Annotated in this window: 8 protein-coding genes; all 8 read left to right on the top strand. The window is 58.3% G+C overall.

Going from position 1 to position 24,700, the window contains the following annotated elements:
- Positions 1-270 precede the first annotated feature (270 nt).
- Entirely contained in the window at positions 271-1,791 is a 1,521-nt protein-coding gene (gene istA, locus ACZ1J6_RS06190) for an IS21 family transposase (protein WP_442047891.1), read from the top strand.
- Positions 1,792-1,802: 11 nt separating this feature from the next.
- The gene (gene istB / locus ACZ1J6_RS06185; protein ID WP_132269683.1) at positions 1,803-2,609 is read left to right on the top strand and encodes an IS21-like element helper ATPase IstB; all 807 of its coding nucleotides are present in this window, start codon (positions 1,803-1,805) and stop codon (positions 2,607-2,609) included.
- 208 nt (positions 2,610-2,817) lie between these two features.
- Positions 2,818-3,954: a GGDEF domain-containing protein gene (locus ACZ1J6_RS06180; protein ID WP_465127093.1), complete on the top strand. Its 1,137-nt coding sequence runs from the start codon at positions 2,818-2,820 to the stop codon at positions 3,952-3,954.
- 611 nt (positions 3,955-4,565) lie between these two features.
- The gene (locus ACZ1J6_RS06175; RefSeq protein ID WP_465127092.1) at positions 4,566-6,239 is read left to right on the top strand and encodes a TolC family protein; all 1,674 of its coding nucleotides are present in this window, start codon (positions 4,566-4,568) and stop codon (positions 6,237-6,239) included.
- Complete coding sequence (locus ACZ1J6_RS06170) at positions 6,236-8,410, top strand: type I secretion system permease/ATPase (protein WP_465127091.1); 2,175 nt, start codon at positions 6,236-6,238, stop codon at positions 8,408-8,410. The genes ACZ1J6_RS06175 and ACZ1J6_RS06170 overlap by 4 nt, the downstream gene beginning before the upstream one ends.
- Positions 8,407-9,801 carry an HlyD family type I secretion periplasmic adaptor subunit gene (locus ACZ1J6_RS06165; protein WP_465127090.1) on the top strand — a complete coding sequence of 465 codons (1,395 nt, stop codon included), beginning with the start codon at positions 8,407-8,409 and terminating at the stop codon, positions 9,799-9,801. Before ACZ1J6_RS06170 ends, ACZ1J6_RS06165 begins: the two co-directional genes overlap by 4 nt.
- 176 nt (positions 9,802-9,977) lie before the next feature.
- Positions 9,978-10,508, top strand: a complete 531-nt coding sequence (locus tag ACZ1J6_RS06160) for a hypothetical protein (protein ID WP_465127089.1) — start codon at positions 9,978-9,980, stop codon at positions 10,506-10,508.
- Positions 10,509-10,513: 5 nt separating this feature from the next.
- Positions 10,514-24,676, top strand: a complete 14,163-nt coding sequence (locus ACZ1J6_RS06155) for an Ig-like domain-containing protein (protein ID WP_465127088.1) — start codon at positions 10,514-10,516, stop codon at positions 24,674-24,676.
- The last annotated feature ends 24 nt before the right edge of the window (positions 24,677-24,700 follow it).

Below are 24,700 nucleotides of genomic sequence, written 5' to 3'. Positions count from 1 at the left end.
TGAAGCCAGGGAGTTTCGGCATATCCATGGTGCTGGCGGCGACGGTGGCATCGAAGCGTACTGGCTCTTTGGGAACGACGATAAGATCGGATATCAGGCGAAGTTTCATACACATGTTCGCCTGATTGATTGGGGCGCCATCGACGGTTCTGTACGGACCGCCATGAAAACTGAGAACACCGGTAATAAAAGGGGCCATCCGTCGGCTGAGAGCACCGGGATAAAAAGGGGCCAGTCCTGCTAACCTCCGTTTTTGGGCGGAGGAGAAGGATGAAGAGAGTGGAGCTTTATCAGAAGGTCCGGCGTGCGGTGATGATCGACGGGATGAGCCGTCGGGGTGCTGCGCGTTATTTTGGCGTCAACCGCAAGACGGTGGACAAGATGCTGACCTTTCCGGAACCGCCGCAGCACGGGCGGTCGGGTAGGAGCTACAGCCGCAAGCTTGCGGAGTTCACCGAGATCATTGACCGGATACTGGTTGAGGATCGCACGGTGCATTTCAAGCAGCGCCATACGGCGTTTCGGATATTCGAGCGGCTTCGCGATGAGCACGGGTATGCTGGCGGCATCACGATTGTCCGCGATTATGTGGCGAGCGCAAAGCTCCACAGCCGCGAGGCGTTCATTCCGCTAAGCCACAAGCCGGGTCACGCCCAGGTGGACTTTGGCGAGGCGGACGGGATCATCGGCGGCAAGTTGCTGCGATTTCACTATTTCTGCATGGATTTACCGCACAGCGATGCGCCGTTTGTCAAAGCGTATCCGGCCGAAGTAGCCGAGGCTTTTTGTGAAGGCCATGTGGCGGCGTTCGCCTTCTTCGGCGGCATCCCGCAGTCCATCCTGTACGATAACACCAAGCTGGCCGTGGCGCAGATCCTGGGCGACGGGAAGCGTGAACGTAGCCGGATGTTTTCCACTCTGCAGAGCCATTACCTGTTCGAGGACAAGTTTGGTCGCCCTGGCAAGGGCAATGACAAAGGCAAGGTCGAGGGATTGGTTGGCTATGTTCGGCGTCACTTCATGGTGCCGATGCCGGTGGCCGAGAGCTTTGATGCGATGAACGCTCGCTTTCTCGAACAATGCGTGGAACGCCGTCAAGCTGTGCTGCGCGGGAATGAGCAGAGCATAGCGACAAGGATGGAGGCAGACCTGGCGGCATTCATGGCGTTGCCGGCGACTGCGTTCGATCCGTGCCATATGGTGACGGGCCGTGCCTCGTCGATGTCGCTCGTGCGCTACCGCACCAATGATTACTCGGTGCCGACCGCCTACGCCCACCAGGAGGTGGTGATAAAAGGCTATGTCGAGAGGGTTGAGGTGATCTGCGGCGGGGAACGGATTGCGGTGCACCCGCGCAGCTATGAACGCGAAGACTTCATCCCCAATCCGCTGCATTATCTGGCGCTACTGGAGCGCAAGCCACGCGCGCTGGATCAGGCTGCGCCGCTGGATGGCTGGGTGCTGGCCGAACCGATGCACCGTATCCGTCGTTTGATGGAGGCCCGCAGCGGCAAAGAAGGTCGACGTGAGTTCATTCAGGTGCTGCGCCTATGTGAGAAATTCGAGCAAACCCTTGTCGAATGGGCAGTGGCGCGGGCGCTGGAGATGGGGGCGATCAGCTTTGATGCAGTGAAGATGATTGCGCTGGCACGCCTTGAGCAGCGCCCCCCGCGTCTGGATCTGGAGCTCTATCCGCATCTGCCTCGCGCCCATGTTGGGCGAACCAATCCACGCAGTTATCTGGGCCTGCTGTCCGGGACGACTGCTTCGGCTCCTGGAGCGGCAGCATGACCGAGAACCTGATGCCGCTGCCCGCCATTGAGCAGGCTTCGACCAGCGTGCCGCCAGCGGTGCTGCTGGCCAACCACCTCAAGGCACTGAAGCTGCCGACCTTCGTGCGTGAGCACGAGAAAGTCGCCCTGGAGGCCGCGCAGGACCGCGCCGATTATGCGCGCTATCTACTGCGCCTGTGCGAACTCGAGCGGATCGATCGCGAACGCCGGATGGTCGAGCGCCGCATCCGCATGGCCAGATTCCCGCACACCAAGAGCTTCGACACCTTCGATTTTGCAGCCCAGCCTTCGCTGAACAAGGCGCTTGTGCTGGAACTGGCACGCGGGGAATGGATCGAGCGGCGGCGCAATGTCATCGCGCTCGGGCCGAGCGGCACCGGCAAGACGCACGCCGCCCTGGCACTGGGCCTTGCCGCCTGCCAGAAAGGGCTCAGCGTAGCATTCACTACAGCGGCAGCGCTGGTGCATGACCTCATGGAAGCCAGGGACGAACGCCGATTACGCACCCTTCAGAAGCATCTGGCTTCGGTAAAGCTGCTGATCCTCGATGAGCTGGGCTACGTGCCGTTCACGGCCGTTGGCGGCGAGTTGCTGTTCGAGGTGCTCAGCCAGCGCTACGAACGCGGCAGCACGCTCATAACCAGCAACCTGCCGTTCGACGAATGGACATCAGTGTTCGGCTCCGAGCGCCTCACCGGCGCCCTGCTCGACCGCCTGACCCATCACGTCCACATCCTCGAGATGAACGGCGAGAGCTTCCGGCTCGCCAGCAGCCGCAAGCGCCAGAAGGGCAAGGAGAGCAGCAAGATGCCTTAATCAAAAACGGCTATCGGCAGCGGGAAATCGGCTTCCGCTCCGCTACAGCCGCTTCCCCGCTGCCGATAGTGCCCAGCCTCAATCCGAGGCTGTTTGACTGAACCAACTGGCCCCTTTTTAAACCGGTGCCTGGCCCCATTTTATACCGGCGTTGACACTTCCGCCTGCCGATACATCGCCAGGAATACGGTCGGAAATCTATCGAGCCATGCCTGTTACCGTCCTGAACTGGATCGCCCCCATCACCATCCTGCTTTGCGGCATGGCGTTTGCGGCAATCAGATTATTGGGCTTCTCCACTGGGCGATGGGGCTATGCTCTGCTGTCGCTCTCGATGGGCTTCAGCATTATGCTGATCGAGACAGAGCGCTTCACGCCTTACAAGCAAGTCCTTGAAGACAGTCTCATTCTGCTCAGCATTCTGTTGGCTTGCCGAGCGCTAAGGCGACGCCTCGATATTCAAGGCAGCTTGCTCTTCGAAACGTCTGTAATGGTCTTTTCGGCGGTCGCCGTGACGGTGTCGCTGGTAGGTTTCAAGAGTGTTCGCCTTGAAACGCTGTCCGTTGAGGCTTGCTGTGCTGTTGTCCTTTGGGCGTCCGCATGGCCATTCGCGCGTTCCGCAAAGTCGAGGCCTGATCGGATCCTGGCCGCGCTGTTCTTACTCCTGGCATTCCTCTTGACCAGCCAATGCGCGACTTTCCTCGCTGCATCGCCAGTAGGCCACGCAGTGGGGGCATGGCGTACATCGCCTTGGGGAAATATGATCCAGTACACCGGCGTGATCGGCAGCATCGTTCTGACATTTTGCGTCATGCTCGTGGCTGCAGAGGATACTATCGAGCGGCACCGCATCGAGGCGCACACCGACCCGATGACCAACGTGCTAAACCGTCGGGGTCTGAACGCGCTTCTGGAATCTCGTCAGGCAAAGCGCTTCCATACCGGGCCTACAGTTGTCATCCTGGCCGACATCGATCATTTCAAAACGATCAACGACCGCTTCGGTCATTCCTTTGGTGACGCGGTGATAAAACGCTTTGCGACGGTGCTCACAACCGCTGTCGGGTCAGACGATTGCGTTGCTCGTGTTGGAGGCGAGGAATTCATGATCCTGATCTCAGGAATGACCCTTCAAGAAGCCGCGGCAACAGCGGATCGTGCTCGCTCAACCTTCGCCACCGAGCGATGGGTGTCGAACGGGATCGATCTGAGTTTTACGGCAAGTTTCGGTGTATCCATGGCATCAAGAGACCGGATGGCCATCGATCATGCCATTGAGAGAGCTGATTGCGTTCTTTACGCTGCCAAACAACAAGGCCGAAACCGCGTCATCGTCCATCAATGAGCCTCCCCCAAAGTAAACGTCCGGAATCGCCGAAAATGGCCTCTCAGGACCTTTGGCTGGAACGGCAGTTAAGTATCCCACCAAATCGTTCAGGGTCACGCCTAACTGAGTGAACCTAGGGCAGCTATCAGGGAGCTGAGATGAGGTGGGCTATGACCGCTATGTCGGCGTTTTTTGGCTTGAATCAGCGAGGGACAGGTCGATGTCCTTTGAATTTAGGGCGTGGGCCGTCTGAGGCTTTGCGATCAATCGCTCCAACGATGGTATTTTTTCCGACCTTACAGTTGAAGAGGTGCTGCCCGATTAAATTTCTGCCAGCCTTCGTAACAGATGCAACAATTCGTCACATTGCGATTGAACCCGGCCATGGAATATGCCAGCGCTGATCAATTGGGGTATGAGGGGGCTTTATGAATATCGCGAACTGTCATCGCAACGCTGTGCTCGCGCCGTTTCGTGAGCGGCGGATCGGCCGTCAGCGCATTCTCGACGGCTAATTAGCCGCTGACGTCGTGCTTTCGAAAAGCGCGTCACCCATGCTCAGGCAGATGCGACCACGTGCCTGAGCAACCCTATTGTGGTTTGCTCGGCTTGGCGAATGGGCAGTCCTCATGACCATGTATCTCCGTTTGTACGGCAAACTTGCGTTTGCCACAGTTCTGCTCGTGCCATTCCAGGGGCCCCATGCGGCTTCCGGGGCAGCAAAGCGCGCGTCCATCGCTTTTGCGGGATCCAACTTGCCTGTAACGACTGACGCCATGGCGACGGGTGACCAGGAACCTAACGACAGTCTCGCGGCGGCCATCGTGCAGGCTTATGTCTCAAATCCTTCGCTTGCTGCTGCCCGCTACGATCTGCGCGCAACCGATGACGAACTTGGCCTCGCTCTGGCTCGCGCGCGGCCCACCTTCGATCTACAGGTTTCTGGGCAATATGATCTGACGCTGCCGGGGCGCACGACGCAGGCTTCGCGGCCGCTCGTCGACCGGCTCAACGATCGCAACATCGAGCGTAACAGCCTCGCGTCCAGTCTGATTGCCGAGCAACCGCTCTATGCCGGCGGCAGGATCAGCAGCGCCGTCGCCGCCGCTCGCGCCAGTATCGATGCGGGGCGCGAAGCCCTGCGCGGCGACGAGGGCGACATGCTCGTCAACCTGATTGCCGCTTATAGCGATGTCCGCCGAAACAACCGGGTCGTCGCTATCCGCAGGACCAACGTCGAGGTCCTCACGAGAATGCTCGACGAAGTCGCGGCAAGACGTGAGGCGGGTGAACTTACACGAACCGATATCGCCCAAGCAGAAACCCAGCTTCAGGCGGCTCAGGTCCAGCTCGACGGGGCACTTGCCGAACTTGAGTCCAGTCGCGCGACGTTCGCGACGATCGTCGGGCGCGGGCCGGGCATACTCGCGCAGCCTCCGGCGCTACCCGGGTTACCGCGGACCATTGATGACGCTTTTACGCGCGCGGAAGACGCCAATCCGGACCTTCGGCAAGCCATCGCTCAGGACAGGGCATCGCAGGCGCAGATCGCAGCCGCCAAAGCCGAAGGTCGCCCAAATCTGTCGCTGCAGGGTGTGGCCGGTACGAACGGTGAGGCCGTGCCATTATACCGCCGCGACCAGGACGTGACCTTCACCGGGCGCACCACACTGACCATCCCGCTGATCGCCGGGGGGCGGATCCGCTCGATGGTTGCTCAGGCCCAAAACCGCGAAAGCGCCGATCGCCTGCGTATCGTAGCAATACGCCGGCAGGTCGCGCAGACGATCATCAATGCCTGGAATCAGTGGATCACAGCCGAGCGCAACGTTGCCACCCAAAATGTCCAGTTGAACGCCGCGCGGATCTACTACGAGGGTACGTTCGAAGAATACCGCGAGGGCCTGCGTTCGACCTTCGACGTGCTCTATGCCCAGAATAGCCTGCGCGAGACGGAGATCGCCGTATTGACGAGCGAACGCGACAGCTACGTCGCTCAGGCGTACCTGCTTCGCCAACTCGGGCAGCTCGAGGCGGGGCGTCTGGTCCAAGGCGCCGCGACCTATGATCCCGCTGTCTATACCCGCAAAGCTGAAAGCCGCAGTGGCGGCCCATGGGGGGCAGCCGTGCGCGCCATCGACAGCATCGCCGCTCCGGGCGGCAAACCCCAGACCCTTTCGGTACCGGACAGCGCGGCCCCCGAATCCGTCCTTGCACCTCCGACTTTCGCCCGCGAGCGTCCTCTCGCCACGGGTAGCCCTGCGACGACTGACCTGCCCCTTTCAGCGGGGACCAACCGATGAATGATATGCATAATCCTGAATTGGCAGATGCGACGCGTCTTCGCGATGACAGCGGCCTTTTCGCATTCGCGACCGTCCTCGCTCTTCATCGGATCGCGATGGATCCGCAGCAGCTGCGCCATGGCCTGGGCCATGATCGCGCCATCGATGCCGACGATCTGAAGCGGCTCGCCAAGCGGCAGGATGAGGTCCGGGCCAAGTCACTGCGCACCACCTTCGACAAGCTTCGGCAAATGCCGCTTCCAGCGCTCGCCAACGGTCCTGCGGGGTGGTTTGTGATTGCCCGCGCCGCGGAAGATGAAGTGCTCATCCAGCCACCGTGCCATGCGGTGGACGGCGTGCAGCCTCAGATCATGAAGATCGACCGGGATGCGCTGGAGGCCATGTGGTCTGGCGAACTTCTGCTCCTCACGACCCGCGAAGGCGTAGGCGGTGTCAGCCGGGCCTTCGACGTGAGCTGGTTCATTCCCCAGATCGTCAAGTACCGCCGCCTGATCGGAGAGGTCTTGCTGGTCACGCTCGGTATCAACCTGCTCGGACTCGCCTCACCGCTTTTCTTCCAAAACGTCATCGACAAGGTGCTCGTCCACAACACCCTCGATACGCTGACCATCCTCGTGATCGGGTTCGGCGTCGTGTCGGTCTGGGAAACCGCCTTCGGGTGGCTGCGCACCCGCCTCTATTCCGAGACAAGCCAGAAGATCGATGTCGAGCTCGGGGCGAAGTTGTTCCGGCACCTCCTCGGGCTCAACCTGTCGTATTTCGAAGCGAGGCGTGTAGGCGACATCGCAATGCGCGTGCGTCAGCTGGAGACGATCCGCGAGTTTCTCACCAACGCCTCGCTGACGGTCCTCATCGATCCAATCTTCACGGTCATCTTCCTGATCGTGATGTGGTTCTATTCGACCCAGCTGTTCCTCATCACCGTTCTGACCATTCCCTGCTACATTGCCGTCGCCGTGTTCATCACGGGGCCGCTGCGCGCGCGGATCGAGGAGAAGTTCGAGCGCTCGGCAGCAAACAATGCCCTCCTTATCGAGAGCATCGGCGGCATACAGACCGTGAAGGCCGGGGCCGTCGAACCACAGTGGCAGGATCGCTGGGAGCGTCAGCTTGCCGGCTACAGCTTCGCCTCGCAGAAGGTGATCAATCTCGGGAACACCGGCAGCCAGCTGATCCAGCTGATCTCCAAGATCAACATGGTGCTGATCTTGTACTTCGGCGCGCGGGCAGTGATCGACAAGGACTTGACGGTTGGCGCTCTCGTCGCCTTCAACATGTTCGTGCAGCGGGTGTCAGGACCGGTCATCCGCATGGCCCAGCTCTGGCAGGACTTCCAGCAGGTCCGTATCGCCATCGAGCGCCTCGGCGACGTCCTGAACCAGCCCGTCGAGCCCGGAACGGGTAGCCGCGTCGCGCTACCCCAGCTCAAAGGTGCCGTTGCCTTCGAGGGCGTCAAGTTCCGCTATGGCCTGGATGGACCTTGGACGCTCGATGATATCGATCTGATCGTTCCTGCGGGCTCCACGCTTGGGATTGTGGGTTCATCCGGTTCGGGCAAATCCACGCTCACCAAGCTGCTCCAGCGGCTCTACGTGCCGGCCGCCGGCCGGGTGACGATCGACGGGGTCGATATTGCCCAAATCGATCCGGCCTGGCTGCGGCGCCAGATCGGTGTCGTGCTTCAGGAAAACCTTCTGTTCAGCCGGACGATTCGGGAGAATATCGCGCTCTCCAATCCGGCCATGCCGATCGAAAAGGTCATGGCCGCGGCTGAGCTTGCCGGTGCGCACGAGTTCATCGTCAGGATGCCGCAAGGTTACGACACGCTCGTCGAAGAGCGCGGCACTAACTTGTCTGGAGGACAGCGGCAGCGTCTCGCGATTGCACGAGCCCTGGTTAATCAGCCGCGCATCCTCATTCTCGACGAGGCAACCAGTGCCCTCGACGCCGAGAGCGAGGAGATCATTCAGCGCAACCTCAAGGCCATGGCGGCAGGACGTACCGTAATCATCATTGCCCACCGCCTCTCTGCCGTCCGGCAGTGCGATACGCTGATCGCCCTTGAAGCAGGCCGCATCGTCGAGCGCGGCAACCACGAAGAACTTCTGCGTGTGAATGGTCGCTATGCCGACCTGCACCGCCGTCAAAGTGGAGGGATCGTCGCATGAGCGCATGGGGCCATCATTGGGAGGTTCTACGCGAGGCGCTGCGGGCCGAGAAGGAGCGGGCGAAGAATTTCGTGCCGACGCGGGAAGCGGATTTTCTGCCGGCGGCGCTTGAGGTGGCGGAGCGCCCGGTGTCGCCGACTGCGCGGCTCACGGCCTGGGTCCTGCTCGTCGGTCTCGCGATCACCATTGCTTGGACGGTGTTCGGGCGGGTCGATGTTGTGGCCTCGGCCCCGGGAAGCCTCATACCGACCGGGAACACCAAGCTCGTTCAGTCGCCGGGGCAGGGCGTGGTAAGGGCGATCTATGTCCGCAACGGTGACGTGGTGCATAAGGGCCAGGCGTTGCTTGACCTTGACCCGACGCTCACCGGGGCAGACCTTGCCCAGGCCAAGAAGGCGCTGGCATCGGTCGAGCTCGACATTGCTCGCAATCGGGCCATTGCCGATGCCCTTTCAGGTAAGGGGCTTCACTTTGTAGCACCGCCGGGAACTTCGCCGGAGATTGCCGAGACACAGCGCCGTTTGATCGCAGCGCAACTGGCGGAAATTGATGCTACTACGGCCAGTCTGTCTTCTGCCCGCCGCTCGGCCCTTTCAGATGCGGAGTCTGCGCGGGCACAGGTAGCCAGACTTTCCGATACCGTTCCCATCCTCGACCGGCAGATCGAGCGGATGAACCGGCTTGATGAAAAGGGCTATGCGCCGGGCCAACGGCTTCTGGAACTGGAGAGACAACGGCGTCAGGAAGCGGGTGATCGTGATGTTGCGAGGACCCAAATCAGCCGGGGTCTTGCCGAAGCTACAAAGCTTGAGCAGCAGAGCCGTGAGGCGCGGGAACAGGCTCGTCGCACTGCGCTGACGGATCTCGCTAAGGCAGAGGCAGATGCCATCTTGCGACGTGAGGAAGTGACAAAGGCACGGCAGATGAGCCGGTTTCAGCGTCTCGTTTCGCCGGTAGACGGCACTGTGCAACAGCTAGACGTACATACCGTTGGGGGCGTGGTGGAAGCCGCAAAGCCCTTGATGGCAGTCGTCCCGATCCGAGGTGGGATCGAGGTCGAGGCGAGGATTCTCAACAAAGATGTGGGCTTTGTTCACGCGGGCCAGCAAGCTGCGGTGAAGCTCGAGGCATATCCGTTTACACGCTATGGCACAGTCCCCGGCCGGGTCAGGTCTGTCAGTCGCGACGCTGTGCAAGATAAAGAAATCGGACCTGTTTATGTTGCAACCATCATACTCGACCGGGCGGATATTAAAGCCGATGGAAGGCGACACCCACTAAGCTCGGGTCTGGCGGCGACCGTGGATATTCGCATCGGGACCCGACCGATCGTCAGCTATTTCCTTAGTCCTTTACAATCAAATATTGCGCAGGCGGCACGAGAAAAATGAAAAAAACGGGGCTAGGAAAACGAGGAACAGTAAGGCCTGGGCGGAAGATGCAAGTCGCATTGCATATTCTGTCGGTCGGGCTGTGCGTAACGGCCTGTACGGCAAATCCGCCAGGGCAGCGACCGCGTTCAGCGTGGTTGTATTCGCCTTATGCCCCGGGGAGCCAGCCTAACCCAATGCGAATCGACGTAACGCCAAATGCAACTGAAGATCACCAGAATTCGCAATCCCATGCGGTACCAGCAACCCGACAAATCGATACTCTGCGGCAATCATCCTATCGGTTTGAGCAACTCGTCTCCAGGATATTGGCAGACCAGCAAATCCCCGCAGAGGAGCGCTCAGAGAAAATCGGGTGCAATTCGGCGATTGCTCACGCCATCCGTCCTGCTGACGCCATTGCACGATACTGCGCGGCTTGGCCCAACGGTACGTTTGATGAGATTCGCCCCGGGCAAGATGACCTGTCTCGAGGCTATTATCTGGATTGTGCCGCGACCCTCGACCTTTTGGCTGAGACAACTGGTTGGAATGTCGCCAGATCCGTCCGCCCGCAATCGGTTCCCGGTCCGACTAATCCGATGGTCGATCCGCTCATGCTCGACTTCCTATCAATGGAGATCGAGGCGCCCAATCTTGTCGTCCATGTGGAATTCAACGGGCCTCGCCGCTGTACAGCGCGGATTTTGATCGCGGTAAAGGATTAATCAATATGTCGGATTACCTGTCTCCTGCAGCCCGCGCCTTGTTCACCAACGCGCGCGCAAAGTTCGTTGCTGCCAACACGAGTGACTCGAATGCTGGCACCAAATTCGACGCATTTGTAAATAACATCGCAACAAATCAACAACTTGGTAGTGTGTTTAGTGACGCGGTGGCAAGCAAGCGCATCCGGAAGGTTGAAACTGTTCAAGTATCGACCGGAGCGAGGGATAACTTCGCAAGCGGACTTTACGGCATTCAAGGCAACGAAAAGGCAGTTCTAAGGACAATTGGCACTCGCCTAGCCGGTGGCGGCACCATCACCTTCTCTGATCTAACGATCCTCAGCTTTGGCGCTGAAACGCAACGCTTCGTTGTCGGACATGAAGTCGAGCATGCACAATATCAGGAGCAGGCAGCACAAAAGCTCGTCACGCTCTACAACACCGCGTTCACTTTGATCCGCACTCAGACTGCAGCCCATGCGACTGTGATCGACGTCACCGCTCAGGTGAACAGTATAATCGGTCAACTGATGTACGATGAGGGCCGGGCGAACCTTATATCGTTTAACCGTCTGATAACGGAGCTCGCTCAACATGGCGAGCAATTCGGACCCAAGCAGATCGCGCTCATTGCAGCGGCTCCCGAATACAGCTCCTACCTTCTCTCGAAGGATGCCTCCGGGGCGCTCATCATTGATCCTAGCATCCGTATCTCAGGCGGCGTCGTGGCGATGGACGACGCCAATTTCCGTGCGGCGGCGAATCTCAATAAATCGAACCAAGCAAAGACAACCAACCTCAGTTCACACAATGTCGCCTATGCCGCAAGCGTATTCGCGTCGATGCTAGCAAATTCTAGCAACATCGCGCTAAAGATAGATCCTGCGCAACTTGGAATCAACAGCGCTATATCTTTTTCGCAATTTCTTACTGCTGTCGGTGATCGAATTGGTGCGGCAGGGACCTTCAAGGTTGTCGAGCCTTCCGGAGCTATCCGCACAATCACTGTCACGCAGACATCTCCGGGGCATTTCAGTACGTCAGTGACGTTGCCCGCAGATTACACCGGCGTCGGTGAGGCGGCAGGATCAGCGCTCGCACCAATACAATTCGATCCAGAAATCGATTTTGCGACCGGGCTACGTCTGCCGGGAAATCTTCATACCATCCTAGTAGGCGATAGGTTTGCGCTTTCGGATCGCCTGGGTCGGACAGCTACGGTCACGCGCGATCGTTTAGGTAACATATTATCCAGCACGGTCCAAGATGGCCTCAGCCGTCGAAACGGCAGCGCAGGCGTCAGTGTCGAGACGATGTATCAAGCCGGGGGTCAAGCGGTAGCCACCGATATTCGGATCAACGGTAATCCTATCGGCATCGAATTCTCAGATGCCGTCTCCGCGTTGGGCAGCCAACTCGGCTATCGGTTAGCTGGCAGCAACAGACTCGCCGGGATAGTTACCTCGTCGACGTTGAAGACACTCGGCGACAATTTCGGCGACTTTCTTGATGGCATCAGTGGTCGCCAATCCGTCGATCACGCGCTTGATGACGCTTTCCAGACGCTAGGCGCAGAGTTTATGAGCAACCTGCGCGCCGCTGGCATCGGCGCGGTATCGTCCTTCCTGACCGCTGAGTTGGTGCGGTCTCTTGGCGTTGACGGTTTCGCTGGCGAACTCGCCAACACAGCGGGCGGTGCCGTAATCAATCAAATCCTAAGCAATATCGTCAGCAACGTTGCCAATCCGTTCGCTGGCGTCAGCAACATCGCGTTGCTCGGCAATGCCGTGGGCTCCTTTCTCGGAGCAACAATCGCATCCAAAATCGTCTCGTTCGATACGCTCGGCGGCCAGATAGGATCGGCTATCGGTTCGAGCTTAGGCGTCATAGCGGCGGGTGAGTTGCTAAAGATCGGAGGCGTCCTGGGGGGGCCGGTCGGTGCTGCAATCGGGGCATTCGTAGGCTTTATCGCAGGCGGCCTTATCGGCTCAATCTTTGGTGGAACGCCGGTATCCGGCGCAGATGTAGCCTGGAACGAACAAACCAATCGGTTCGATGTGGCTAATGTCTATTCTAGAAAGGGTGGCTCGAAGGACGCTGCCAGAAGTCTGACTTCTTCCGCAGCCGAAACCCTCAACGGCATCATTGCCGCCACCGGCGGGCAGCTATTAAACGCGGAAGCGGTGCAGGCCGGAAATTACGGTATGCGCAAGAAGGATTACGTCTATCGTCCGGGAGCGGGGGAAACAACAATCACAGCCCGGTTCTCCGGTAAAGACGGCGGGGCAAAACTTATTGCCTACGGGGTTTTTCACGCGATCACGGACAAAGATTTCCAGATCGCGGGCGGAGACGTCTACGTTAAGCGAGCGCTCTACAACAGCATATCCTCCAGTCAATTCGATGGCGATGTATTCGACGCGAACATCCTCCTCGGTAATCTAGAAACTGCTCGCCAATATGGGAACGTAGTTGCGAGCATTGGCGTGGTCGGCCAGTTGCTCAATAATGGAACCGATACCGGTTTTGCCTCGGAGACAATGGTGGTACTGTCTCGTGCTGTCGAGCTAGGACTAACATCGCGCGCAGCCAGTGATTGGTTCGGGGGCTACGCCTTCCTCCTCAAAGAAGCGGAGGCCAGGGCAGATCAGGTTGATTTCGGCCTCGATTATGATTCGGGATACGATCGGATCAGCCGTTCAATAAAGGTCGGGGACTATGTAGCGGGAGATACAATCGACATCGCAGGGCAGACGGTGATTACGGGCACCGACGGCGGCGATACGATCCGTATGAGCGTACACGCGCTTGAAGCGACAAACGGCGTGACCAACGTTGGGTTAAGGGTTAACGGCGTATCGTTCTCTGGCGCCAGGCAGGAGATCGACGTCGCAGCGATCGTCGACGCCGGTGCCGGCAACGATATCGTTTACGCCTCCGACCGCGGCGACACAGTACTCGGTGGCAGCGGCAACGACGTCATATATGGTGGCCGTTTGGATGACTGGTTGCTGGGCGGTGACGGCAACGATACGCTGGATGCAGGCTCGCCTACAGCAGGATCACTCGGTGGCGACGGGAACTACCTGAACGGCGGTGCAGGCAACGATAATCTCCGTGGCCGTGAGGGTTCTGACTGGCTTGAAGGCGGAGAGGGAACCGATACTCTGCTTGGCGGTGCGGGCGACGACATCCTTGTTGGCGGCGCGGGAGACGGCGATAGCCTTCAGGGCGGCACCGGATCTGATCAATATGTGGTGCGCCGCGGCGATGGCGCCGATGTGATCGATGAAGCCAGCATAGAAACGCCATTAACGGCAACGAACGCCGATTCGATCGCGCAGCGCATTAGCGCAATCGAGAAATGGAAAACGAATCCGGGCCTTTTGGGCGCGCTGCGTCCGGATTGGGTAGGTACATCGGCGGGTGTCACCTCCGGAACTATCGACGGCGGCGAGGACGCCATCGTGTTTGGAGCGGGCATCGGAATTGGTGATATTCGCCTGCAGCGTTCGGGATCGAGCGGCGTACCAGGGAACGATCTGCTGGTCATTCTCATGGAAACAGTGGGCGGGGTCGAGCGTGCGACGAGCACTGTCATTACGGTCAAGGACTGGTTCTCCAATCCCTTCAAACGTGTCGAATGGCTGAAGTTTGCGGATGGCAATGAGATCCGCATCGGCGATACGACGAGCTTCATCATTGGCGGCGCGGGCAATGATGTCCTGATCGGCACGGCCGGAAATGATTTCGCCGCGGGTGACGCGGGCGATGACAAGATCTTCCTGCTTGCCGGCGATGACATCGGTAACGGCGGAACCGGCAACGACATGGTGGCTGGCGATATCGGCCAGGATTTGCTGATCGGCGGCCTGGGCAATGATCAACTCATCGGCGGCGCAGGAGCCGACGCCATAACGGGCGACGGCGGTGCCGACGACCTCTACGGCGGTGCGGATAACGATATCCTTTCGGGAGGTACCGGCGACGGCGACATTGTTATCGGCGGCGCCGGCGACGACACATTCAAGTATTCCCGCGGCGATGGCCGCGACATGATGTTCGATGAGCTGATCAATTCGTGGCAGGTCGTTTGGCAAAACAATGCCTGGAACGAGGCAGCAGGTTTCAGCTTCAACGCCATGACCGGAGAGGTGACTGGACCCGGTGGGATCGTTTTGCGGCAGAATGTCGGCACCACTTCCGCCCCCGAGTTCGAGTGGGTCGGTCGTTTTGACTTCGATAGCGCGACGAACACCTTGAAGGTCTTCGCGCCGCCTGTCGACGCTCCGACGATAACCGCTGACGCCGGCACCGACACGATCGAGTTCGCGCCAGGGATCAATATCCAGGACGTGATCCTGCAGCGCCCGGCAGGCGGTAACGATCTCGTTCTTGTCATCAGCAAGGACGGTGATGAGGTTGCAGACACATCAGGTGTGCTGGACAGCATCACGATCAAGGACTGGTATCTCGTGCCCGGAAGCATCGAGAAGCTGGCGTTCTATCAGACCGGCATTCTCGACATCGATCCGTCCAAGATGAACCTCATCGCAGGGACCGATCTTGCCGATGGTACTGGAGGTGCACCGCTTGCCGGCAGCTCGATTGCGGACTGGATCACGGGTGCGTCTGGCGACGACGTGATTGCCGGCGGTTCGGGTAACGACATCCTGGCAGGAAACAGCGGCTTCGATACTCTGAAAGGCGAAGCCGGGGATGATGTCCTCTACGGCGGTACCGGCGACGATATTCTCGATGGCGGCGCCGGAAAGGACGTGCTGATCGGTGGTTCTGGCCTGGATGCTGCGAGCTATGCTTCAAGCTCGGCGGCAGTGCGCGTGCAGCTTTCTGCTTCCGCCACGAACGCAGGCGATGCTGCTGGCGACGAGTTTTACTCGATCGAAAACGTGATCGGCGGTGCAGGCGCCGACATCATCGGCGGTGACGACGGCGAGAACGAACTGACCGGCGGGAAGGGCAATGATCAGCTTTCCGGCAATTCTGGGGACGACACTTACGTCTGGAATACAGGCGACGGTGCTGACGTCATCACAGAAGGTGTTTTCACCGTCGAGGAGGCTGTCACAGCCTCTGGGGCTCTTGGTGCAGGATTCTCCGTCAAGTTATGGGCTGATACAGGCTCGATCGATGCCGCTTCAGGGAAGCATTATTGGCGGTTGCAGATCCAGGCCTCTGATGGATCGCTCGTCTACGACAATGCCACCTACCTCTATGCTGCGGGAACAAGCCCAGCCGTCCCGGCACCGACAGCCTACGTGCAGGCGGGCTGGCTGGGAGGCTTCGTACGCACCAATGGCCAGCAGGTAACGCGTCAGCGCTTCGATCCGTTATTCAATGGTGGTGACGACGAACTCGAGTTTGGTCCCAACATCAGTCTCACCGACTTGAGCTTTGCCTGGAATGGTGATGACCTTGTCATCAGCATCGGAGGCCTTGCGACTTCGCAGGTAACGATCAAGGGCCAGCGATCTTCTAACAGCGCTGTAGAAACCCTGAAGTTTGCCGACGGGTTTTCCGCCTCGCTGGCAAGCATCCTGTCAGCCACCAGTGACGCAACTACAGCAGGAGGCGCTACGGATGATCTAATCGTCGGTCGTTATGGGGTTTTCAACGACAGCCTCAGCGGCGGCGGGGGCAACGATGTCCTCGTCGGATACCTTGGCGATGATACGCTTCGAGGCGGTGATGGCGACGATACCCTCGAAGGGGGAATGGGTGCCGATGTCCTTGATGGTGGCGCTAACAGCCAAAGCTCGGCTTCTGCCGCTGCTGGAGACACCGCTCGTTACGTGCGCTCTTCGGTCGCCGTCACCGTTGACCTCAACCTGACAGGGACGCAGGGAGGTGCCTCGGAATCCGAGGCGTTTGGCGATACGCTGATTGGTATCGAGAATGTCGTGGGCTCTGCGTACAATGATACGATCACGGGCGACGCGGGGGACAACAAGCTGTTTGGCCTCGCCGGAAACGACACCCTTTACGGTGGCGCAGGTGCCGATGTGCTGAGTGGCGATGACGGCAACGACAATCTCTACGGGGGGGAAGGCGACGACTCGATCTCCGGGGGTGTTGGCCGGGACTACGCTTATGGTGGAGATGGCAATGACGTCATCGATGGTGGCGACGATGCCGACATGCTCTTCGGCGACACCGGAAATGATACGCTGACCGGCGGTGCCGGCTCGGATTATCTTGAAGGTGGTGACGGCAACGATACGTTGATCGGCGGCGAAGGTGCTGACACACTGTTCGGCGGTGAGGGCAATGACATAATCGAAGGAGGCCTGGGCAATGATTCTCTGCAAGGCTTCAATGGCGACGATACGTATGTTTTTGATCGCTATGCTAGTGCCGACACCCTAACGGATATCAGCGGCTCAAACGTCATCAGCTTCGATGAAACCGTTGCTTACAATCAGATCTGGATGACCCGAGTCGGGAACGATCTGCGAATTGCGGTGATCGGTTCCGACGCGAGCATCACCGTGACCGCATTCTTCGCGACAAGTTCGCAAGGCCGGGTACATTCGATCCAGACCACGACACATGCAATTTTCCTGGATCATCCGGACACCCTCAATCTCATCAACGCGATGACGGTTGCCAGCGGTGCGGCGCCGGGCGTCACGCCTGTTGCAATGAATGCCGACGTGGCAGGAAAACTGGCGACGTACTGGCACGCCGGTGGCAAGGCCGCTCCAACCGGTCCGACGCAGGCGAGGTCGGTCGTTCTCGCTGAGGACAACGCCATTACTATCGATGGCAACTACGGCGTGGTCGATCATGACCAGAATGTCGTGAAGTACGCAATTGACTCGACGAAGGGGCCTTCCAAGGGCACGATTAGCAATCTGGATCCCGCCACCGGCGCACTCACGTATACTCCCAATGCCGATGCGAATGGCAGCGACTCGTTCGTGATCATCGCCACCGATGCCGATGGCCAGTCGGTCAGCATTCCGGTTTCCGTCAATATTACGCCGGTCAACGATGCACCACGTGCCCTCGCTGTTGTCGGTGGCGAGGCGCTGGTTATTGCTGAGAGCGCTCCGGGAAGTTCGACCGCGAACAACAGCCTGATTGGCAAGTTTACCTCGATTGATATCGAGGGTGATCCTGTCGCATACACGCTCACAGACGATGCCGGGGGCCGTTTCGTCGTTGCTTCCAATGGCGAGCTACGAGTTCTCAATGCGACGTTGCTCGACCGTGAACTCAATGCCTCACACACGATTCGGGTTCGGGCGACGGACATTCTTGGAGCGTGGTCCGAGGCAATTTTCACGGTAACAGTCGGCAATGTGAACGAGGCGCCAAACGTTCCCGTCCTGACGTCGGCGGTCGGCGTGGTGAGCGAATTTGTCGCCGGATCGACCGCATCAAATGTCTCCGCAACAATCGCCCGCTTCACGACCAGCGACCCGGACGGTGCGCCCAATCCCTCGATTGTGTTCGTAGCCGACGCAACTGGAAATCCAGGCGGATGGTTCAAGGTTTCGGACACTGACGTGCAGTTCGCGGTTGAACCCGATTTTGAAACGCTGGTGAATGCCGGGTATACGGTCACCGATAGCGACGGTGACGGCCTCGGCGAAGTTACCCTGTCCGGTAAAGTCTACGCTTCGGATGGCTCGCTGTCGTCTGCGGCGGTGACGTTCACGGTTAAGGTTGAGGATGTAAATCAGCGTCAAACTGCTATCTCCCTCTCGTCTGCAGCGAATTCCATTACCGAGCGTGACAGGGTTGCTGCAGGGACCATTCGCTCTGCTGTGATCCTGGGTACACTGAGCACGATCGATCCGGATCTTCTCAGTCAACTGAGCGGCCAGCAGAGCTACGCCGTGTACGAAAATGGCTCATCGACGGTCAGCACCCGCTTTGGGGTCAACGCAAGCAACCAACTTGTCCTGCTTGCCAACCAGAGCCTCGACTACGAAACGGATGGGGCCTCCATCACGTTGACGCTCCGTGCGACGGACAAATCGTCGGCACCGCTTTCCTTCGATCAAGCCTTCACCTTCACCATCCAGAATGTGGATGATGTTCGAGACGGCACGGCCGCCGCAGATACGCTGACGGGGCAGCAGAATCGCGATATCTTGCGCGGGCTTGCTGGTAATGACACCCTATCTGGCCTTGCAGGAAACGATCAGCTCGAAGGCGGTGACGGTAACGACACACTTTATGGCGGCGACGGCAATGATACCTTGCTGGGCGGCGCTGATGATGACCGTCTCTTCGGCGATGCCGGCGATGACAGTCTGGTTGGCGACGATGGAAATGACGTCCTCGACGGCGGTAATGGAAACGATACGCTCTCTGGCGGTCTCGGTAGTGAAGGCGTCCGTGCCAGCGGAGTGGACGCATGGCGCGGCTTTAGCTCAGCAGGTCTCATTGGTGGGGCCGGCAAGGACATCCTCGATGGCGGTGAAGGCGATGACTATCTTGACGGCGGCGATGGCGCCGATCAGCTGATCGGCGGGAACGGCTTTGACGGGGTAAGCTATTCCAATTCCGGCGCAGCGGTCACGGTCAACCTTGCATTGGGGACGGGCGTTGGCGGACATGCCCAGGGAGACACCCTGACGGGCATCGAACTCGTCGAAGGATCGAATTACGGCGACACCTTGATCGGTTCAGCCGGAAGTGACGTGCTGCGAGGCGGGGCAGGCAACGATCTTATCAAGGGCGGTGCAGGCAACGATTATCTACTCGGCGGCGACGGTGATGATACGCTCGATGCCGAGGCGGGTGATGACTACCTCGATGGCGGCGCCGGTAACGATATCCTGATTGGCGGCGCCGACAACGATACCTATTTCGTGGGCCGCAACCAAGGCAACGACCGCATCCGCAATTTCGATGCCTCTGGTGAGAACTTCGATCACCTCGCTCTCGATAGTTCGGTGCTCTACACCGATGTCTGGTTCGACCGTGTCGATGATGCGGAAGCGGTTAGCACTACCGGTAATCATCTCCGTTTGATGTTGCTTGGGGCTTCCGGATCGGAAGGAAGTATAACCGTCGAGAATTGGTTCACGCTCCCCGACCGATCCCTTCCGGAAAACTATTTCAAGATCGATCTGATCTCCGATGGCAGTGATCGTGCCGCATTGCCGGTCAATGTGGATGCGCTCGTGGCGCTCATGGCTGGGGTGCCTGCGGCCAATCGGCCAACGACCCAGGCGCAGTTGGCGGCTCTCAAGGCATCGAACGTCGCTTTCAATAACGGCATGGAGGAGTACTGGGGGCGGCTAAGTGCTCCGAAAATCAGCAACACGGTTTCGATCAGCGGCACGGAGGCATTGGACAATGCCTCATCAACGATCAGCTTCTCCGTTCGTGCCTGGTTCGACGACGATCAGGGGTTGGGCGTTGTCATCCCAGCCAGCAGCATCGATCTTGTATTGACCACGACGAATGGCGCCGTGCTCACAAATTATGTGACTGCGGTGAATTATGGTTCGCCTGATGCCGCGGGCAATCGCACGATCACGCTTACGCTAGCGCCGAACGCGAGTACGCATCTGTTGCCGAATGGTGTACTGCCTCTTCAATTGCAGGCGACCATTCGTGGAACCACGCGATCTGCGCTCGACGCAGGCGGTATCGCGCTCACGATCGCTCCCACTGCTGATACCGGCAGCTTTACCACTCTCGCGAGTGCTGGCGGCAATGCCGGGTCCAGTATCGCAATCTTTGTGGGAGCAATTACCCCGGACACAGATGGCTCTGAAGTTGCGGATGTCCTCATTAAAGGACTTCCTAACGGATACACCTTAGTGAATGCTACTGGAGCGGCAGTCGGGGTATTTGAGCCTGCATCCGGTTGGTGGCGTCTGAAGTCGGCGGAACTGAGCGGGCTGGGCATGTGGGTGCCCGCCGGGCGCTACGAGAATGCAGCGCTCAGCTTCGCTGTGCAAACCAAGGATGGAGTGTCGGTCCGCACCTCCGCGTGGTCGAACATGACCGTCGTCGTGAATGGTACGCCAAGCAACATCATTCTTTCAGGCTTGGTGGCTGAGAATTCCGCAAATGGCACTTTTGTGGGAACGCTGAGCGCGACCGATCCCGATATGTCGGAAGGGATGGGGGCGCCAACCAGCTTCCAGCTCCTCAACAACGCCGGCGGTCGCTATGTCCTCGACCCGGCAAATACGAGCCGTCTGCTCGTTGCCAACGGCGGTGCGAACATAGACTATGAAGCCGGTAACCGGGACGCAGCGAATACGATCATAGTGCGGGTGTTCGATGCTTCAGGGACTTACTTTGACAAACAGATTGTCGTCCCTGTGGAGAACGTCAACGAGACGCCGAATGCGCCCGGTGGTGGGGCGACGGTTTGGTCATTCTTCGATGAAAGCGGACTCGGCTCCAATCCTGCCGCAGGCGGGAAAACCGTTGCCACCCTGGCTCTGAGTGATCCGGATGGTACGACGCCGACACTGCGATTCTCTGCGGACGGAAATCCTGGAAACTGGTTCACAATCGTTGGGAACCAGATCCGTTTAAACGCAGGCTTCTCCTTCGATTTTGAATACATGCGGGCGGTTGGCTACGGCATCTATGACTGGAGTCAGGATGGGCGCCTCGATGCGCATATTGCGAACGTTTATGTCGAGGCTGTTGACAGCAACGGTGCGGTTTCGACGCCGACGCTCGTGCAGGTGTTTATTTCAGATGTGAACGAGCGGCCGAACGACTTGGTTGTCGAGGCATCGAACGTTTTCTCTGAAACGCTGAGCACGGACGCGGGTCATTCCGGCAACCTCATTGCGCGCTTCACGATGGCTGATCCCGACGGTGTAGCGCCACAACTTTACATTGTAGGCGGGAATCAGAACGGTTGGTTCCAGACCTTCTCCAACAATCACATTGGTTTTTCACCCGGAGTTAATTTCACAGCTGACTGGCTGCGCGCCTACAAAGGCCAGTTCGGTTCCGATGCTGATTTCTATTATGATACCAATGGAAACGGTATCAATGAGATTAGGGTCGCGACGCTTACGCTCGTCGCGCGAGATGCTTCGGGAATGGAGTCCTCTCCGTTCAGTTATTCGGTTTATATCGAGGATCGGAACGAGCAAAACTGGCTGGGCGGAGGCTCCTTCACTGTGAACGAAAACACCGGTATCAACACAGTCTTTGCCGGCGTTACTGCCAGCGATCCCGACACCATGGCGCGGGCATTCGGCCAGCAGCGGTACTGGTTCTGGGATGGCACAAACTACTCTGCTTACACGTGGGATGGGCGGTATGCGATTGATCATGTGACTGGCGAGATTCGGGTGAATTCAGCTCTGAACTACGAGGCGCCGGAGTCAGGCCGTAATTATGTTATCGCCGCACGAGATAATCTTGGAAATCCCGGCTATACGGAAACCCGCGCCAATTATTGGATTCAAATTGGGGATGTGAATGAGCAGCATTGGTTGGAACCAACCAATGTGTCTGTTGATGAAACGACAGTACCTGGATACGTCGCGGCGCCAAAAAATTTGAACGATTTGATGCTGCGCGATCCTGAAGGCAGGCGGAATTTCACGTGGACATTCGCCGATGGCAGTTCGACTTCGGGAATATGGACCCTATCACGCGAGGGTATTCTGCAACCTACGAATGGTACAGTCGACTATGAAACCTTGAGCCCAGGTCAGGTCAATCAGCCCATGACTGTAGTTGCTACAGATGGGCAGTATTGGTCTTCTGCGTCATTTACCGCTTCTGTAAATAACGTGAATGAAGCGCCGACATTCACCTCGAGCGCAATTTATCCTTTAGCAGGCAAGGTAGTATCGATCTCCAAAAGTGAATACTGGGTCCTTCCTCAAACAAACGGTAGTGGTAGTAACAACGGCTCAAAAATTATTCAGCTACGGCCAGCGGATCCCGAAGGCGCTGCTGGTAGTTTTGGCTATAGCATTACAAACTACAGCTACTCGGAGTATAATTCTAGTGTGGGTGGTAGCTTTAGCGCTACCGGATTCCCAATCATCGACATCGATGCCTCAGGAAGGATGAATTTCACCGTACCGGGATCCTATGTATTTAACGCATCCACGTGGACCGGGGGCTTAGCTTTCAATGGCCCAAAACGCTCAGCAACCGTCGACGTAACGTTCACGCTGAACATCAGCGATCCCACAGGAGTAACTAGCAGTACGCCATTCAAGATAAAGTTCATCAGGTCCGGGTCTAGCGTACCGCCGATCGTCCTTGATCTTGATGGCGATGGCGTCGAGCTCTTGCCCTTCTCTGACTCGGATGTCCATTTCGATATGGACAGTGATGGGGTGCGTGATCTCACTGGATGGGTCGCATCCGATGATGGCTTCCTTGCCTTAGACAGAAACGGCAATGGCGTGATCGATGATATCGGTGAGATAAGCTTTATCGGAGATGCTCCAGGAGCATTGACCGATCTCGAAGGCCTGCGGGCATTCGATAGCAACGGGAACGGTTTACTTGACGCAGGCGACGATGACTTTGAACAATTCCGCGTGTGGCGCGACATTAATCAGGATGGAATAAGCGACAAGAGCGAGCTTTTCACGTTGGGTGGGGCAGGTATCAAGCAGATAACCCTCACGATGGAAGTTACCGGCTCTGCTCCCGACGGGATTGAGAACGTCGTGACCGCAACGTCCGACTATCTCACGCTTGATGGGCGAGTGCTTTCAATCGCCGACGTAAGTCTAGCCTACGAGCCAACTGTACTCGTTGAAAATGAAAACCCCGACGGGGCAGCGGTTCAGGATGTTGTGGAACCCGCCGTGCCGCACGTAGCACCGCCGATCGTCTTCGACTTCGACGGTGACGGGAGTTCTCTAATCTCGCTCGCCGACAGCGCGACCAAATTCGATATGAACAAGGACGGTGTAGCCGACAGCACCGGATGGATTGCTTCCGGCGACGCATTCCTGGCGCTCGATCGCAACGGTAACGGTGTAATCGACAACATCGGCGAAATCTCGTTCGTGCAGGACCTGCAAGGCGCCAAGACCGATCTGGAAGGGCTTGCGGCATTCGATACGGATGTCAACGGCCTGCTAGATGCCAACGACACCCGTTTCGTCGAGTTCAAGCTCTGGTTCGATCGGAACAGCAACGGTGTGACCGATGCCGGCGAACTGCTCAGCTTGGCTGAAGCAGGGATGACCTCGATCACCCTCAAGGGTGTGGCAACTGGAGAGACCGTCATCGCTGGGCAGAACATCACCTACAATCGGTCGACTTACGCGCTCGATAATGGTGGTTCGGGTACGCTCCTCGATGTCGGGCTCGCTTTCAAGCCCCTGTCTGCCCTGGTTGATCCGACATTCCAGGCCAGTTCATGGGAAGGCAAGGCCAAGCGTTATCGTCTTGCGGGTGGCTCGGATGGGGTTCGGCTGATACCACGTCAGGCGGAAGGCGCGATCTCGGCTTCTGCCGGTCTAATCGGACCAGCTTCGATGGTCTCGTTCGGCAATGGTACGGTTGGCATGCTTTCTGCGATCATCGTGGATCTGGACGGTGATGGCCTCGAAGCGCGCCAGCGTTCGAAGGCGCATGCCCGCTTCGACATGGACGCTGATGGCACCCCGGATGATACCGGCTGGGTGTCAGGCGGCGACGGCCTGCTGGTGATCGATCGGGACGGCGATGGTGCCATCACCCACGCTTCCGAAATCTCATTCCTCGCCGAAAAGGAGAATGCCAAGACTGCATGGGACGGCCTTGGTGTCCTTGACGCTAACAAAGATGGCAAGATCAATGCCACCGATGCGCGCTTCGGCGACCTCAAGGTCTGGCAGGATGCCAACCATAATGGCATAAGCGATGTTGGCGAACTTAAGTCGCTTGCGGAGGTAGGAATCAAGGAGATTGCTCTGGCCACCACGGCGGTCGGGGAAGCAGCCAAGCTTGGAAAGAACCTGCCACTGACGACGGCCGTATACACGAGGGATAACGGTCAGACGGCGACTATCGGTAACGTGTCGTTTGCCTTCGAGCCGTCATCTGCCCGAAATGATGCAGCACAAGCTGCGGCTCGCCTGGCACAGGCCATGAGTACCTTCGCGGTCACAGGCACCGAAAGTTCCCTGACGGGCAAGATTACCGAACAGGGGGCCGCCTATGATATGCTGACGGCCGCTGCTGTCTGATCGCGATTTGAAAGAAAGAAACGC

The sequence above is a fragment of the Novosphingobium sp. BL-S-21 genome, assembly GCF_055521655.1.
The sequence above is the reverse complement of the archived record's forward strand: the minus strand, read 5'-3'. Positions and strand labels throughout refer to the sequence as shown.